We start from the raw sequence: 16,057 nt of genomic DNA on the forward strand, positions 1-16,057 counted from the left end.
AAAATCATAACATAGCCTTACTCTTGAGCCAAATGGCAAGCTAGAGCCAATAGAACGGGGGAGAAATAAATGAAACTATGGAGCGGGCAATTCCCGACAGAGCCAGCACGGATTTACTATGTAACGTATGAGTTTCAGAATGGCGCCAGGATTGAACTGGAGGTTCCTGACAATATGTACGGACTGGTAGTGGAAGGAGACCGGGGAGAGCTGACTTATCAAGGTACGAGATTCAAAGGCTTTAAACGGGCAGCCGGGAATGTTGGACGTTAAGCGCCAAGACTAAAGTCACTGGGAAAAAGCGAATGAGCGCGCCCTAAAGGACGCGCCGCATATGCAGAATGACATTGTTCCAATACCCGCTGTCCAGCTTGCTGATCTGAACTCCGGGGGAGCCCCAGGTGTGTATAAACTCTCCGCCTCCGATATATATGCCGACATGGCCGGGAATGGTGTCTCTTTCGAACCGTCCGGGAACAGTGAAGAAAATAAGATCACCGGGCTGAAGCTGCTGACGGCTGACGGATCTGCCGAGATTGTCCTGATCTTTAGCGAGCCGCGGCAAATTCACGTCAAACTTTTTGAAGACATGGCGGGTAAAGGAAGAACAGTCGAATTTTTTCGATTCCTCGTAAGGCGCCGCCCCGAAATCATAAGGAACGCCCAGATATTTTTTGGCATAGGAAATCAGCTCGCCGGCTTGATCCGATGACATACTTTGAATGCGGAAAGGCTTGTCCGGTGCAGCCGGATTTTGCTTATCGTCCGCGGTACGTTCTCTCGGCGTGTCAATGGAGATTTCGCCGCTGCCGGGGTTCAAGCTGACCTTCGATTGAAATAATTTCGACAGCGAACCCGTCGTTATATAGATTTTTCCGTCTCGCCGCATAGGCGCTTCCGGCAGAGTGCAGGTTTTACCGAGGGAGAAGGCCTCTGCGGAGCCCGGTCGCACTTTGTACATCACGTCGCTGTAGCCGATCTTGGCATAACCGCCTCCCCCGGGTTCCTCCTCTATCCGATAGCCTAATGATTTAGCCGCAGGTTCAAGGGGAATCCACGTTTTGCCCGAAGAGTCGGTAACTGGCAGCTTCTCGACATAACCTTGAGGCTGGACGGAAGGATTAACGGCATTGGCGCGGGGCTGACCGGTGTTATTGGTGTTTCCGCAGGCCGATGCGACTACAGCAGCAGACAGCACTGAGCTCAAGAGCAGCAGTTTTTTTTGAGTTGCGTTCATATCTCACGCTCCATATTCAAAATTGTAGACTCAGTATGCTCTGCGCTCTTCTTTTTATGTGGCTCGGCAAAAGGAAATGATTGTAAGGAATGATCCGGATGAATGGTTTGAAGAACCGGCTTGCGCGGATAATGTAGAACATTCGGTTTTTTCAGATTGACGAAAATAGGACCCGCATATAATATAGTTTCATAGAATGCCGGTATGGAGGCGGTTTGCCGCTTGCATTTGCTTTATCGCTTTGATCTATAAAAGCGACAATGCTTCGGCGCACGTTTCGATGCATGTGCTGATAATATTACGAGAAGAGGGGATTTTTACATGAAGAAAAAGAAAATCTGGCTGGGGCTCAGTTTATGTCTCATGCTCGTGGCGGCAGGCTGCGGCAACAACAATACAACGGCAAGTGACGGCGCAACAGCCGCACCCGGCAGCACCGCACAGAGCACTGCGGGAGCGGGAAGCACCGACACCAAAACTTACAAGATCGCTGTATCGCAGTATGTTGAGCATCCGGCGCTGGATGCCACTTACGACGGCATTATAGCCGCGCTGAAGGATGCGGGGATTGTCGAAGGACAGAACCTTACCGTCGATTTTGAGAACGCGCAGGCGGATCAGGCGAACAATCTATCCATAGCCCAAAAAATCGCGTCCGAAGACAATGATCTGGTCATCGGAATCGCAACGCCTCCCGCTCAAGCACTTGTACAGGCCATCAAGAACGATACACCGATCTTGTTTGCGGCCGTAACGGACCCACTTGACGCAAAGGTGGTATCCAATCTGGATCATCCGGGCGGAAATGTATCGGGGGCATCCGATACGAATCCCGAGGCGATTACCAGACTGATGGATTTCATCGCCGCTCAATTTCCAAATGTGAAGAAGCTGGGGCTTATTATCAACGAGGGAGAGCCGAACGCTGTCGTAATGGCGGACAAGGCCCAGGCTGCGCTGGACAAGCATGGCATTGAGCTGGTCAAAGCGCCGATTACGAACACTTCCGAAGTCAAACAAGCCGCCGAGTCCCTGGTTGGACGGGCCGACGCGCTGTACATCACGCTCGACAACTCGGTTGTCAGCGGCGTTGACTCCATTATCCAGGTAGCCAACGAGAACAAGCTGCCGTTCTTCTCAAGCGACCGTGATACAGTTGAGAGAGGCGCTTTCGCTACCGTGGGCTTCAAATATTATGACCACGGCTATCAAGTCGGGCAAATGGCGGTCGACGTGCTGAAGAACGGGAAGAAGATCGGGGATCTTCCGGTTACCGTGCAGCAGAAGCTGGACGTTATCCTGAATCTGAAAGCCGCCGCCGCTCAAGGCATTGAAGTAACGGACGCCATGAAGAAAGAAGTGGCCGATCAGACTAACGACATAATTCAATAAGATTTGTCCAGGGGCGATCCATAGAGACGCCCCTTGCCGTTTGAAGGGAGAAGTAAGACATCATGTTGGAATCAATGAACGGAGCGATAGAGCTCGGTTTGCTTTATGCTTTTATGGCCTTGGGTGTATATATAACGTTCCGGATTTTGGATTTTCCGGATTTAACCGTGGACGGCAGCTTTACGACGGGCGGCGCCATTGCCGCCGTTATGATCACTCACGGCTATGCGCCTTGGCTGGCTACGATCGGAGCGCTTGCCGGGGGAATGATTGCCGGACTGTGCACCGGTCTGCTCCATACCAAAGGAAAGATCAACGGGCTGCTGTCGGGGATATTGATGATGATTGCCCTCTATTCGATCAATTTGCGGATTATGGGCAAGCCCAATGTGTCGCTCATGGGCGATGAGACGCTCTTTTCTTCAATTGATCCGCTCTATGTAATGCCAATCGCGGTGATTGCGGTGAAGCTGCTCATGGATCTGTTCCTGCGAACCGACCTGGGGCTGGCACTGCGGGCGACCGGAGACAATTCGCGGATGATCCGCAGCTTCGGCGTGAATACGGACAGTACGACGATGCTCGGAATCAGTCTGTCGAACGGACTGGTGGCGCTCTCGGGAGCACTCATCACTCAATACTCGACGTTTGCCGATTCCTCAATGGGCATCGGGATGATCGTTATCGGTCTGGCTTCCGTTATCATCGGGGAAGCGATTTTCGGCTCGGGCAGCGTATTCCGCGCTACCCTCGCGGTTGTGCTGGGCTCGATTGTGTACCGGATCGTTGTCGCGCTGGCGCTGAGAGTGGAATGGCTTGACGCCTCCGACCTGAAATTAATTACGGCGATTATTGTTATTATCGCCCTCGTGTTCCCGTCGGTGCAGCGCTACCTCAAGCAAAAGAACAGCGCCCGCAAACGTACGGCCGAGCTGGCCGAGCTAGCCTTGAAAGACAAGAAAGGAGGCGCGGCCGATGTTAAAGCTCGATAACGTGTCCAAGCTGTTCAACCCGGGAACGCCGGATGAGAAGATTGCCTTGCTCGGTATTGATCTGGAGCTGAACCCGGGGGATTTCGTCACCATTATCGGCAGCAATGGGGCAGGAAAATCAACGCTGATGAATATTATTTCCGGCGTTATGAAGCCCGATCTCGGTGAGGTCCTCATAGAAGGAAGCCATATCAGCCATTTGGCCGAGCATCAGCGCAGCCATTGGATCGGCCGGGTCTTTCAGGACCCGATGGCCGGCACATCGCCGCGTATGACGATTGAAGAGAATCTGGCGATGGCTTACAAGCGAGGCAAAAGCAGAGGGCTGTCCATCGGCGTTTCATCCGCGAAACGGGCAATGTTCCGTAAGGAACTGGAGCGGCTTGGCATCGGCCTGGAGAACCGCCTGAGGGCGAAGGTAGGGCTCTTGTCCGGCGGAGAAAGACAAGCTCTCAGTCTGCTAATGGCCACGTTTACGAAGCCGCAAATTCTGCTTTTGGATGAGCATACGGCGGCGCTCGATCCTGCAAGAGCGGAACTGATTACACGCTTGACCGAATCCATCGTTCGCGAAATGAAGCTGACCACCTTGATGGTGACCCATAACATGGAGCAGGCCATCCGGCTTGGCAACCGCCTGATTATGATGGACAAGGGACGGGTTATCCTCGATATCGATGAGACTCGTAAAAAGGATCTGACGGTGGAACGGCTTCTCGGCGAATTTGAGAGCATCAGCGGCCACAAGCTGGCCGATGACCGGATAGTGCTGGGCTAGCCGGTATTCATCGTTTACGTTGAAGGAAGAACAGTAGAGGCCGACATGAGGTCCGAACACCGGACGGAATTGTCGGCCTTTTTTACGGGAGGGTTCAACAGTCAGCGCCGATTCATTTTTTGCTGTAAGGGTATAAGTTAAGGAAATAATGATAACCGCTAGTTTTCCCAAATCGGATTCTCCGTTTAACGGATTAGGGAAGTCTCAGCGGGAACGGGAAGGCATATAGTTTAAAGCGGGATGCTGCGCCGGAAAGTGAATTGAAGGCTCCACGCCAGTGGGGCTTTTTGCTTTAGTTTATAAGCATGAACAAGCCACTGGATGGATTAAACTTAATTTCTTGAAAGGAGTGAAGACAATGCATATGCATATCGAATCCATGATCAAACTGCTTGTAGCCATGCTGTTCGGGCTGTTCATCGGTATAGACCGCCAGTTGAAGCAGAAACCGTTGGGAATTCGGACCAGTATGGTTATCAGTATAGCAAGCTGCCTCGTGACTATCGTATCAATCCGGGCCTTTGACAAATTCTCCGGTGCCGATCATCCCAATATGGACCCGATGCGGCTTGCGGCACAAATTGTAAGCGGCATCGGTTTCCTGGGTGCGGGTGTCATCCTGCGAAGAGGCGGCGACGCAATCTCAGGCCTGACTTCGGCGGCGCTGATCTGGACGGCATCGGGCATTGGCATCGCGGTGGGGGCCGGATTCTATATTGAAGCGGCTATCGCCGTTGTGCTGCTTATTTTTGCGGTCAACGCGGTTCCTTGGCTTATTCGGGCGATAGGTCCGCAGAAGCTTAACAATCATGACGTATCCGTCAAGATTGTCATGGAAGACATTGACGGCATGCCGGAAGTTATCTGTAAAATCGAGAATCGGACAGGCAACGCAAAAGGCCAGCACAAGCGAAAATTCCGCGAGCGCATTATCCGGCGGATAAAAATCAAGGACCTGGAAGACGGAAGACAAATGATCGATATGGTGCTGTCCGCTCCCCACCGTGATTTTGCCACGGAAATTTATTATGATCTCAAGGGGATTGAAAACATTATGAACGTCGAAGTGGAACAGTTATAGAAGAAAACACCGATTTATGATATTCTATCCTTTATGAAAGCAGTTACATGAATGGGAGGAGAGGCAGAAACCATGGATATCAAAGCATACGAAGAACAATTTGAGGGCGAACCTGCGGTATGGCTGAAAGCCGGACGCTTTGAGGCGGCCGTACTGCCGGGAACCGGCGGCAATTTGATCGCGTTTCGCGATACGGAGAACGGCTACCGCTTCCTGCGGGAACCGGGAGAAGACGGAATAGAGGCTTTTAAACAAAGCCCCGGAGTATACGGTATTCCTGTGCTGTTCCCTCCTAACCGGTACGCTGACGGCAAATTTCCCTGGAACGGGCAAGTTTATCAATTGCCGGTTAACGAAGAGGCGACCGGGAATCATATTCATGGTTTTTTGCATACGGCGGTCTGGCAGGTGGAAGACTTCGGTAGCAGCAAGAACGAGAGCTATGTTACCGTGGCCATCAAAGTGGATGAGAATCATCCTTCCTATGAATATTTTCCCCATAAATATACCTTGAAGCTGCGCTATGGTTTGTCGGAAGCGGGACTGTCCCAGCAGCTGCTGATCCATAACGACGGAGATGAAGTCATGCCCTGCCTATTGGCTTTCCATACGGCGGTTAACGCCCCGTTCGCTCAGGAGAGCGCTGCAAGTGATTACCGGGTAAAGGTAACGATTGGCGAGCGCTGGGAACTCAATAAACGGATGCTGCCGACGGGAAATTATCAGCCTCTCCAGCCCGAAGAGATCGAATTGCGAGAGGAGGGAGTGAATCCGTTCTTCGCTCCGATGGACAATCATTATAAGGCGGTTCCGCAAAACGGAAGAAACCGGATGGAGCTTACCGATACGAATCTCGGCGTGACGCTGGTCTATGATGTGGGCACATCCTACAAGCAGTGGATGATTTGGAACAACGGAGCGACGGAAGGCTTTTTCTGCCCCGAACCCCAGGTCAATCTGGTAAATGCGCCGAATGTGGACCTGCCTGGCGACGAAATCGGCCTATTCAGTTTAAAGCCGGGTGAGTATTGGGAAGAAACGGCGAGATTATATATAAAGGAATAATAGATTGCCATACAAGAGAGCGGTTCGAGTGTCCCGAAGACGGATATTCGGATCGCTTTTTGCTTATATGAGTGGTACCGGGCCGTTGAACGGTGGACAGGGCCGGAAAAGCCATGGATAATAAAAGTCAATATCCCGATTCTTTAACAGACCGACAGGAGGTCCCAAATGCAGCTTATTGCCATGCTTACCATGTTGATCGATCACATCGGATATATCTTTTTTCCTCAGGACTTGGAATGGAGGTATATCGGGAGGATTGCGTTCCCTATTTATTGTTATGCGCTTGTCCAGGGCCATCTCCATACCTCTTCTAAGCTCCGATATTTGTTGCGTCTGCTGGCAATCGCCGTGATAGCGCAAATTCCTTACAATCTGGCGCTCGACCCGGGAGGGCTGAATGTCGTCTTCACTCTGCTGCTTTCCGAACTTGTGCTGATTGCGGTGGACAGGCTGCCCAAGCCATGGCTGGGTATAGCGGTTATCGTTCCGGCCGTATGGGTGATGGACTATTTTCCCCTTGATTATAATGCGTACGGGCTGCTGCTGGTGCTGATCTTCCGCTACATCCGTTCGTACGGGCTTGTCATTGCTCATTTGGCGCTAAACGTAATTTATATGTTCTACTATGGCTGGACCGTCCAAATGCTGAGTCTGCTGCCGACACTGGTGATCGCTTACGGACCCTCGCTGTGGGGGCAACTGCGGAAACGGCGGGTTCCGAGATGGGTCTGGTGGTCTTTCTATCCGGGACATCTGGCGCTTCTTGCCGTAATACGAATGCAGTATTTTGGATATTTGCCGGAGATCGAGTGGTTAAGCAGGCTCTCTTTGTGAATAAGCCCCTGGAAGAATGGTTATATGTTTCTCTCGGTTTACAGAATATCCCTTTCCTGAGATAATAGCTTGAATGCCAATACACAATAGAGAAGAGGGATTCAATGAATCATGTGAAAAAAAGAGCAAAATGGCTGCTGCCTATCTTGGCGCTGCTGCTGGTGCTTGCGGGTTGTCAGGCGGTAAACGGTTATGATGTGAACAAAGCGCTGCTTGGCAATCTCGATGTGAAATCGGCTGAGGAAAGCGTCTCTTTCTCTCTGAATGCCGTTCCTGCCTCGGGAATCAGCGCAGAGGATCAGAAAACCATCGATCTTATCAATTCTTTAACCTTGAATGTAAGCCATCTGAAGCTACAGGATAACGGAGACATTTCAGCAGAAGGGACACTGGGCTTCAAGAAGGCAAGCATACCGTTCGCCTTCTACATGAACAAGACGGTCCTTGCCTTAAATGTGGAAGGGGCCAAGAAGCCGTTCTACTTCCCGCTGCAGGGTTACGATCAAGAGCTGTCGGCGGTTGGGCTCGATAAGGACAAGACCGAAAGCGTCGGCAAGCTGGTGAGCCAGTTTGTCGTCAAGAACCTTCCGAACCCGTCGGCAATCAGTGTGACTCCTGTTAGTGAAGCTGTTTATGGGGAGCAGTTGAACCTGATGAAGCTGCATGCCGAAGTGACAGGGGATGAGCTTCCGTCGCTGCTCAAAGCCTTTCTAAAGTCGATCTCCAAGGATACCGAGGGCTTTACCCAATTGATCGACGGTTTGTACGATTACTTGCTGCCGGTGCTGAAGCAGGAATCGACGTCGGCTTTGCTGGAACAGTATGGACTTTCTGATATTCCGCTGGATAACAAAGAAGATGTCGTGCCTGTTCTGCATGATGCGGCCAAATTGGCAGTCGATGCGGCTCTTCTGGTGTATGACAAACAGCTGGATAAGCTGTACCAATCTACACCAGAAATCAAAACCGTTCTGAGCAAGGATACGAAGCTTCAAGTCGATTTGTTCGTGGACAGCGCGCTGCATGTCCGCAAACAGAACGTGAGTCTCAACGTGGCCCTGCCGAATGACGGAAACATTCCGATCCGGAGTATTTCCTTTAAATCAGAGTCACAGATTTGGAACATCAACGGACCGGTCAAAGCCGACCCGATTGCTGTGGACGGCGCTCTCAACATCACGGAGACGCGGTTTACACCCGGCTCCATCTTGAGCAATTTTGACGCCAATTCAACGGTTTACCGTGTGCTTAAGGACGATCTCGGCATTACAAAAAAATCGGCTGTCATCGATCCTAAATTGTACGATACCGTAGTCAAAGGGAAAACGACGATGATTCCCCTTCGTTACTTGGCCAACCTGTTGGATGCCCAGGTGAAATGGGACGCGGCCTCCAAGAAGATTACCGTTATCGACGATGTCTACGGAACCACGATTGTCCTGAAGGCGGGTTCCGCGAATGCCGTTATCGACGGTGCGAACGTTAAGCTACCTGAGCCGGTCATCTTTGACAAATACGGCAGAGGCTATGTGCCGCTGCGTATTGTAGCCGAGGCTCTTCACGCCGATGTGAAGGTGGACGATGAAGGCCTGATTTACATTACCCGCGATTAATCTTTACCGCTGCAATCAAGCCCAGCCGCTTATTTAACGCAAATGCGTTGAAGCGGCTGGGCTTTTTCATGTCTCTGGCTAAAAAGTTAAAAGAAGAGTTGAAAATTCCGAAAAAATGTATTAAGATATAAAAAAGTAAGTACCTAAACAAATAGGAGGTAAATAAATTATGTCAAATAGTTACTTTGATGCAGTTAAAAAAAGACGCTCGGTATACGCAATTAGCAAGGAGCTGCCGGTGCCGCAGGATCAAATACAGGAAATTGTGGAACAGGCTGTTCTGCACAGCCCGACTTCATTTAACTCCCAAAGCTCTAGAGCCGTTGTTCTGTTCGGAGAACAGCATGATAAGCTGTGGGATCTGACATCTGAAACGCTTCGTAAAATCGTGGCTGCCGATCAGTTCGAAGGCACCGCCCAAAAGATGGCAGCCTTTAAAGCCGGCGCGGGTACGGTTCTCTTTTTTGAAGATCAAGCCGTCGTCAAGCACCTGCAGGAGAATTTCGCATTGTATGCGGATAATTTCCCGATCTGGTCCAACCAATCTTCCGGTATGCTTCAACATGTAGTGTGGACCGCTCTGGCTGAAGCCGGCATAGGGGCTTCCCTTCAGCACTACAACCCGCTGATCGACGAAGAAGTGAAGTCGACTTGGGAACTTCCTGCCGAGTGGAAACTGATCGCTCAAATGCCGTTCGGCGGCATCGTAACCGCTCCTGGCGAGAAAGAATTCGAACCGATCGACCAGCGCGTAAAAGTATTTAAATAAGGCTGTTTCATCTCTTCCGGAATGGCTAAGTAGTTGTAAAGCCCTTGTGAAGGAGGAGAGACGGATGCCTTGGAACAAAGAAGACTATCCCGATTCGCTGAAAAATTTCACTGCTCCGGTTCGCAATAAAGCGATTGAAATTGCCAATGCTCTTCTGGACGACGGTTATGAAGAAGGGCGGGCGATTTCAATCGCCACCTCGCAGGCCAAAGAGTGGGGAGAGAACCATGACAAGAAGATCCGGAAAGAGAAGCATTGATTAAAGCGCTCCCGCGAGTTGGTTTTTTACACTGATTATTACGCAAAAAAGGACAAACGACGGATATCGTTTGTCCTTTTTTGAAATAGAGTTGCCTTATTTGGCAGCAGGGCTTGCGCTTGCTTCCGGCGCTGCGGACGCTTCCGGCGCTGCAGAAGCTTCCGCCTTCTTGGCATCGGTCAGCGTGTTCGTAATCTTCGCTCCGGAAGTCAAAGTTTGCAACCAAGTGGAGGACATCTCGGAAACTTTTTGTGAAACCAGTGTCTTGCGGATTTGTTCCTTCGAATTCTCCAGCGTTGGAGTAACGGCATCTTTGTGTTCCGTTACTTTGATGATATGGTAGCCATACTCGCTCTTGACCGGATCGCTTGTTTCGCCGACCTTCATTTTGAAGGCTGCGTCGGAGAATTCGGCAACCATGTCGCCGCGCTTGAAGAATCCAAGATCGCCGCCTTTGTCCTTGGAGCCGGTATCTCCCGATTTCTCTTTGGCCAAAGCCGCGAAGTCTGCGCCGGATTTAAGCTGCTTGACAATCGCATCGGCTTCCTCTTTCGTCTTCACGAGAATGTGGGAAGCGCGGACTTCTTCTTCCGAACCGAGAGTGGCCTTATTTTCATCAAAATACTTTTTGATGTCGTCGTCAGAAACCGTCACTTTAGGCTCCAGCAGCTTGCGGATCTCTACTTGCAGCGGCAGTTGCTTCTTCAGATCGTCCATCGTCATGCCGCTTTGCGAAAGAGCGGAGTTCAGTCCGTCTTCGCCGCCGAACTGCTTCTTGAGATCTTCGATCTCGGCGTTGATATCGGCATCGGTAACCGTGATATTCGCTTTCTTGGCTTCCTGATCGACAAGCTCCTGGGTGATCATGGATTGAAGCGTAGATTCACCGCCGGCTTGCACCAATTTATCGTACAGCTCGTTCTTGGTAATATCGTTGCCGTTTACGGTTGCGACGGCGGCTTGTCCATCGGCCTTCTGGAACGGCGGTTTAATCAATACAATAATAAGCGCAGCCGCCAGTATGATCGAGGCGATCATCCAGCCTTTGCCCCCCTTGGAGGAAGAGGGAACGCCTGCAGGCGGTTCGCCGATCTTGTCCATAACCGGGATTTCCGGATTCGTGTTGTCGACGGCGGCTTTTTCCGCACCCGTGGTGTTATCCTGGTGTTCGCTCTGGTTCAAATTCTTTTCATCCATTGTAGCAATGACTCCCTTCATTTATAGGTGTTGCCTGTCTCTCTACCAACTTTACCAGAATACAAAGTATCAAACCTTAAGAAAGCATAAAAAAACTGATTTTCTTTTTAAGAATGTATTAACATACGAGAAAAAGCCGGAAAACACGGTCGCCCGTTGTTCTCCGGCTTCTTGTCGGTTATGCGTTGTCTCCCTTAGGATATCCGGTTGCGAAGCAACTGGCGGATATGCTCCTGCTTCCTTCTCGGAATGCGGATCCGTTTTGCGTAACCGCCTTTTTCACCAAAATAGATGCAGTCATCCTCGATGGAACCGATTTTGTTCAGATTTACATAAACGCCGCCCTGAACATGAAAATAGCTTGACGATTTAAGCAGACGATTCAGCTGCTCGGCAGACATTCTTTTTTTAATATTATAGTTTCTGCCGTGAAAGATGACCAGGTCATGGTCTCCGACCTTAAAGAACAGAACGTCCGTTTCCACCTCGAAGTCCTCGTATACATTTCTGGCCTCCAGTAGAATGCTGTTCATTCCTGTTCCCCCTTATTCATATTCTTGAATGTTAGCGCTTCCATTATAACATGCCCATCTATCCTTGGAAAGCTTATTTTTAAAATAATTAAGTCCTTATACCCCGCGATTTGTCATAGGCGAAGAAAAAATGTAAATTATAAAAAGCAATGCGAGTACAAAGGAGGAATTATTATAATGAATCAAACGTCCAAACTTCTTGTATATGTAGGTTCTTATTCGGGAGCCGATGCGAATGGCATTCATGTGTTCCAGTTTGAACCGGAACGGGGAGGCGCTCTGACCTTGCTCGGCGGGGTGAAGGGGATTGCGAATCCGACATTCATCAATGTGGACGCGCAGGGACACCGCTTGTATTCTATTGGCGATAAGACGAATGCGGAAGGCGTCAAGGAAGGAGAAGTGGTTGCGTACTCCATTGAACCGGAAGCCGGAACTTTAACGGAAATCAGCCGGACGGACACGATGCCCGCCGAAGGCGCAACGGCGATGAGTACCTGCCACATCACCAGAGACTCGGACAGCCGATTCGTCGTAGTCTCAAGTTATCACGGCGGCAAGATCGGACTCGTCTCCCTTGACAGTGAAGGCAAGACGGTGCGTCTGACTGATTCCGCGGCACATAAGGGGCAAGGAGCCCACCCTGAACGCCAGGACCGTCCTCATCCGCATTCGGCTTCGTTTAGTCCGGATGAACGTTTCCTGTTTGTCTGCGATTTGGGAATTGATGTGATCAGGTCATACCGGATTAATGGGGAAAAAGAAACGCTGGAGCTGCACGGAGACACTCCGCTTCATCCGGGGGCGGGTCCGCGTCATTTCACTTTTCATCCGGACGGACGTTCCGCTTATGTCATTAACGAAGTGGATTCCACTATTACTTCCTTTACATATGAGGCTGATGCGGGCGTGCTTGAAACGGTTGTTACCGTTCCCACGCTTCCGGAAGACTACGCCGGGGAAAATACCTGCGCGGAAATCGCGGTGTCCCCTGACGGACGTTATCTCTACGGGTCAAACCGCGGACATGACAGCATCGTCATCTATGCGGTCGATCCGGCGACGGCCGAACTGACTTTTGTAGAACATGTGTCCACCCGGGGCGGCCACCCGCGCCATTTTGCGCTGACGCCGGGCGGAGATTATCTGATCGTCGCCAACCGGGACTCCAACAACCTGGTGGTCTTTGCAAGGGACAGCGCAAGCGGACAGCTGACCTTTACAGGGAATGAAGCGCAGGTAGCGAAGCCCGTCTGCGTCAAGCCGGTATTCTTATAGGAACGGAAATCGGAAAGAGCGGCATCAATCAACGGAACGCCAAAAACGCCGGACTGCAAAGCCCGGCGTTTCCTGCATGAACTGCATTTCATTATCGGAGAGAGACTGGCCGCAGCGGCACAATTGTGGATACGGCGGACTTGAACAATACGCTTTGCCTGCCGTCGCTTTGACCCTGCAAAGTTATCGTGTAGGCGTCATACGAAGTCATAATGCCTTGGATTTTCACTCCATTGGTCGTAAAGATCGTCAGCGGAACCTTTGTCTGAACAAACTGGCTCAGCATGCGTTCCTGAAGCTTTTGAATTTCCACTTTGGCAGCACTCCATCTTTTTATGATTGATTACTTAACCAAGTATAGCATGGAAAAGGTACCCTCTGGAAACAAACTCTATCCGTCGGATTCTCATAAGGAGGAAAAGATATTGACTGCAAGGCATTGGTCCAGAGGTTTCAGGCTTTTTCTTCTGTTTGTGGTGATTTTCGGGCTTATTGCCGTCCTGGTCACTTATAACCACACGGCATGGTTTGACGATCGGATTATTCATCTCGTTCAGTCTCCCGAATCGCCGGCGCTTACCTCTACGGCCAAAACATTATCTCTGGTCGGATCATCCAAAATCGTCATCAGCCTGTCGCTTGTAATTATGGCTGCCCTGTTTTTGTTTCTAAAGCACCGCTTGGAGCTGCTGCTGTTTTTATGGGTGGGCGTTACGTCAAATATCCTGAATTCGATTCTCAAGAATTGGATTCACAGGGAGCGGCCGAACATCCACCGGATTATCGAAGAAACCGGCTTCAGTTTTCCAAGCGGCCATTCGATGGCCGCCTTTTCGGTATACGGCGCGCTGACCTTTTTGCTGTGGCGCCATTTGCGCTCCGGAAGCGCACGGGTCCTGCTGGTCGTCATCTGCTTCATCCTTACAGCCGCTATTGGCTGGAGCCGGATCTATCTCGGCGTGCATTATCCGAGCGATGTGATCGGCGGGTACGCCGCCAGCTGCGCCTGGCTTATGCTGTCCATCGTCCTGTTCGAAGCTCTCCGCTCCTTCCTGAAGAAGCGAAAGGGATAACGGCGCTTCGTATGAAAAAAGCCGGACACCTCAAGGGAGGTGTCCAGCGGTGAGTAAGAGCGGGAACGGCTATCCTTTGTGATCGACCGGTTTCCGGTACGGATGATGATGCCGTCCCGTGAACGGTCCCTTTTCGCTGACCCTGGCTTTCAGCATGGCGGGCAGTCCCGACTTAAGCTGTTTGGCCTGCTCCTGCGTGAAGCGCCCCTCGGCGACGCCCTTGTCTATACGGCTGGTGGCAGCGTCCGCGAGCTTCTGTACATATTGCTCTTCCGTCCAGCCTTTTTTCTCCTTGGCAATATCGGCCAGACTTTTGCCGGATTTCAGGCTTTCGGATAGAGCGGAGCAGTCCATGCCGAACAGTTTCGCGCTTTCCGTAAAGATGAAATGTCCTCTGCCGTTGCGCTTGGCTTTATGTTCTCCATTCGACCCGGAGCCCGGGTTGGAAGGGGAAACGGCGGTCCGGCCGTTATCGGAGACGCCTTCGGCTCCAGCGGTGCCGCTTGCGGAAACGCCGTAAGACAGACCGATCAGAAGGGCTGCGGCCAGCGCCAGTGTTCTTTTGATATACGCGCTCAATAGTTTCACCTCTTTTCCTTGAAAATGAACTGCAGTATCCAGTATTTCCAGAAACCTGAAAGAACGCTGAAAAAAGACTTAATTCCCGTTAAATTTCGCTGCTCCGCCTCATGGGTAATAATAATAAAATTATGTTCGAACAAACTGACAGAAGAAACAAGAGGAGGGATGGACCGTGAATTTTGGCGCCCGCGTACTTAAGACGGGACTGGCGGTAACGCTTGCCCTATATCTCGCCACGCTGCTGAAGTTCTCTTCGCCCACAGGCGCGGGAATTGCGGCCATATTTGCAATGCAGCCGTCCATCTACCGGTCCTGGCGGCACTTTCTGGACCAGGTTCAGACCAGTACGGCCGGAGCAGTCATTGCGCTGCTTGGCGGCATGCTGCTGTCCAACCAGCCCATCGCCGTAGGCATTGTCTGCATCCTGGTCATTATGCTCAGCATGAAAATGAATCGCTCGGATACGATCGGCCTGACACTCGTTACGGTCATATCCGTGATGGAGGGATCGGGAGAGTGGCAGTTTGCGCTTATCCGGTTTCTGGTGCTGATGACAGGGATCGTCTCGGCTTTTGTCATTAACATTTTTGTTTTTCCGCCGAAACCTAGGAAGCAGTATATCAACCAGATCGAACGTGTCTTTAACAGCCTTTCTCTGCTGATGCGTACCGCCGTCTCGCATGAAATGAAAGAAAGTGTATTCCGGGACGAGAAGAACGCGCTCGAAGGCTCAATACGCTCGCTGGCGGACAAATATGCCTTGTTCGAAGAGGAACAGAAGCAGCTTCGCAAACCGAAATACAGCCAGACCAGACAGATGGTGGTTTATAAAAATTTGCTTTCCTCTCTGCAAAAAGGCTATGAAGTGCTGGATGCGGTAGACCGGCATTATTTTCAGGCCGTGAGGAGCGAGGAGACCGATGTAGTGTTCGACCGCCATCTGGAGCTGCTGATCAAATATCATGAGCATATATTGCTGAAGTTTCAGGATAAGATTAAACAGGGGATATCGGAGACGGAGCCCCTTGGCGATGACAATGACAGCTTCCTGGAGTCGGTGGTCCAAGGCTATAGACAAGGAAACACGAACCGCCTTAGACTTGCCGTCGTCGCCGGAGCGATCTACGATTACGGTTATCAGCTGGAACGTCTCGACAGAGTCGCCGACCAGATTAACCGAGCATCGGAAGACAAGGACTAGCGGGTACGAAGGAAACAACGCAACAAAGGAAACAGCCGAGGAATATATTTTCACAAGAAGAAACGGCTGCGCCGTCCTCGCAGGAGGAGGGCATCCGTTTCTCGTAGAAATATAAGACCAAACGATAGGGGCGAAGCTTATAAAGTCTTATATTTAAAAAAATCCGGCTC

At 51.0% G+C, this 16,057-nt stretch carries 18 protein-coding genes; 13 read left to right on the plus strand and 5 right to left on the minus strand.

The annotated features are described in order from the left end of the window. The first annotated feature begins 69 nt into the window (after window positions 1-69). Window positions 70-273, plus strand: coding sequence for a DUF2500 domain-containing protein (locus PUR_RS12325; protein ID WP_179035489.1), 204 nt, complete (start codon window positions 70-72; stop codon window positions 271-273). Between the two features lie 43 nt (window positions 274-316). Here PUR_RS12325 and PUR_RS12330 read toward each other — a convergent pair whose 3' ends face one another. Next, window positions 317-1,237, minus strand: coding sequence for a C40 family peptidase (locus PUR_RS12330; RefSeq protein ID WP_179035490.1), 921 nt, complete (start codon window positions 1,235-1,237; stop codon window positions 317-319). A 321-nt stretch (window positions 1,238-1,558) separates the two neighbouring features. On the opposite strand from PUR_RS12330, the gene PUR_RS12335 reads away from it, so the two are divergent. The 9 genes from PUR_RS12335 (at window position 1,559) to PUR_RS12375 (ending at window position 10,023) form a co-directional block, all read left to right on the plus strand. Next, window positions 1,559-2,629, plus strand: a complete 1,071-nt coding sequence (locus tag PUR_RS12335; protein ID WP_179035491.1) for an ABC transporter substrate-binding protein — start codon at window positions 1,559-1,561, stop codon at window positions 2,627-2,629. A gap of 62 nt (window positions 2,630-2,691) precedes the next feature. Then, on the plus strand, window positions 2,692-3,621 hold the full coding sequence (locus PUR_RS12340) for an ABC transporter permease (protein ID WP_179035492.1): 930 nt from the start codon (window positions 2,692-2,694) through the stop codon (window positions 3,619-3,621). Continuing rightward, window positions 3,605-4,399, plus strand: a complete 795-nt coding sequence (locus tag PUR_RS12345; protein ID WP_179035493.1) for an ABC transporter ATP-binding protein — start codon at window positions 3,605-3,607, stop codon at window positions 4,397-4,399. Before PUR_RS12340 ends, PUR_RS12345 begins: the two co-directional genes overlap by 17 nt. 358 nt (window positions 4,400-4,757) lie before the next feature. Continuing rightward, window positions 4,758-5,480 carry an MgtC/SapB family protein gene (locus PUR_RS12350; protein ID WP_179035494.1) on the plus strand — a complete coding sequence of 241 codons (723 nt, stop codon included), beginning with the start codon at window positions 4,758-4,760 and terminating at the stop codon, window positions 5,478-5,480. A 72-nt stretch (window positions 5,481-5,552) separates the two neighbouring features. After that, the gene (locus tag PUR_RS12355; protein WP_179035495.1) at window positions 5,553-6,545 is read left to right on the plus strand and encodes an aldose 1-epimerase; all 993 of its coding nucleotides are present in this window, start codon (window positions 5,553-5,555) and stop codon (window positions 6,543-6,545) included. 168 nt (window positions 6,546-6,713) lie between these two features. Then, window positions 6,714-7,382, plus strand: a complete 669-nt coding sequence (locus PUR_RS12360; protein WP_179035496.1) for a TraX family protein — start codon at window positions 6,714-6,716, stop codon at window positions 7,380-7,382. A 104-nt stretch (window positions 7,383-7,486) separates the two neighbouring features. Next, entirely contained in the window at window positions 7,487-8,995 is a 1,509-nt protein-coding gene (locus PUR_RS12365) for a copper amine oxidase N-terminal domain-containing protein (protein WP_179035497.1), read from the plus strand. A 169-nt stretch (window positions 8,996-9,164) separates the two neighbouring features. Beyond that, on the plus strand, window positions 9,165-9,764 hold the full coding sequence (locus tag PUR_RS12370) for a nitroreductase family protein (protein ID WP_179035498.1): 600 nt from the start codon (window positions 9,165-9,167) through the stop codon (window positions 9,762-9,764). A 64-nt stretch (window positions 9,765-9,828) separates the two neighbouring features. Continuing rightward, complete coding sequence (locus tag PUR_RS12375; RefSeq protein ID WP_179035499.1) at window positions 9,829-10,023, plus strand: DUF2188 domain-containing protein; 195 nt, start codon at window positions 9,829-9,831, stop codon at window positions 10,021-10,023. A gap of 96 nt (window positions 10,024-10,119) precedes the next feature. Here the strand turns inward: PUR_RS12375 and PUR_RS12380 are convergent, their stop codons facing one another. Then, entirely contained in the window at window positions 10,120-11,220 is a 1,101-nt protein-coding gene (locus PUR_RS12380) for a peptidylprolyl isomerase (protein ID WP_179035500.1), read from the minus strand. A 194-nt stretch (window positions 11,221-11,414) separates the two neighbouring features. Continuing rightward, window positions 11,415-11,753, minus strand: coding sequence for a hypothetical protein (locus PUR_RS12385; protein WP_179035501.1), 339 nt, complete (start codon window positions 11,751-11,753; stop codon window positions 11,415-11,417). A 177-nt stretch (window positions 11,754-11,930) separates the two neighbouring features. On the opposite strand from PUR_RS12385, the gene PUR_RS12390 reads away from it, so the two are divergent. Continuing rightward, window positions 11,931-13,031, plus strand: a complete 1,101-nt coding sequence (locus tag PUR_RS12390; RefSeq protein ID WP_179035502.1) for a lactonase family protein — start codon at window positions 11,931-11,933, stop codon at window positions 13,029-13,031. A 91-nt stretch (window positions 13,032-13,122) separates the two neighbouring features. Here PUR_RS12390 and PUR_RS12395 read toward each other — a convergent pair whose 3' ends face one another. Continuing rightward, a complete protein-coding gene (locus PUR_RS12395) occupies window positions 13,123-13,344 on the minus strand; it encodes an RNA chaperone Hfq (protein WP_124694431.1) in 222 nt (73 codons plus the stop codon). 112 nt (window positions 13,345-13,456) lie between these two features. Between PUR_RS12395 and PUR_RS12400 the strand changes: the two genes are divergently transcribed. Continuing rightward, on the plus strand, window positions 13,457-14,104 hold the full coding sequence (locus PUR_RS12400; protein WP_232101834.1) for a phosphatase PAP2 family protein: 648 nt from the start codon (window positions 13,457-13,459) through the stop codon (window positions 14,102-14,104). A gap of 69 nt (window positions 14,105-14,173) precedes the next feature. Here PUR_RS12400 and PUR_RS12405 read toward each other — a convergent pair whose 3' ends face one another. Then, on the minus strand, window positions 14,174-14,683 hold the full coding sequence (locus PUR_RS12405) for a YckD family protein (RefSeq protein ID WP_232101835.1): 510 nt from the start codon (window positions 14,681-14,683) through the stop codon (window positions 14,174-14,176). A 175-nt stretch (window positions 14,684-14,858) separates the two neighbouring features. Here PUR_RS12405 and PUR_RS12410 point away from each other — a divergent pair, with 175 nt between their 5' ends. Beyond that, on the plus strand, window positions 14,859-15,887 hold the full coding sequence (locus PUR_RS12410) for an FUSC family protein (RefSeq protein ID WP_179035504.1): 1,029 nt from the start codon (window positions 14,859-14,861) through the stop codon (window positions 15,885-15,887). The last annotated feature ends 170 nt before the right edge of the window (window positions 15,888-16,057 follow it).

Source organism: Paenibacillus sp. URB8-2 (assembly GCF_013393385.1).
Classification (GTDB): Bacteria; Bacillota; Bacilli; order Paenibacillales; family Paenibacillaceae; genus Paenibacillus_AQ.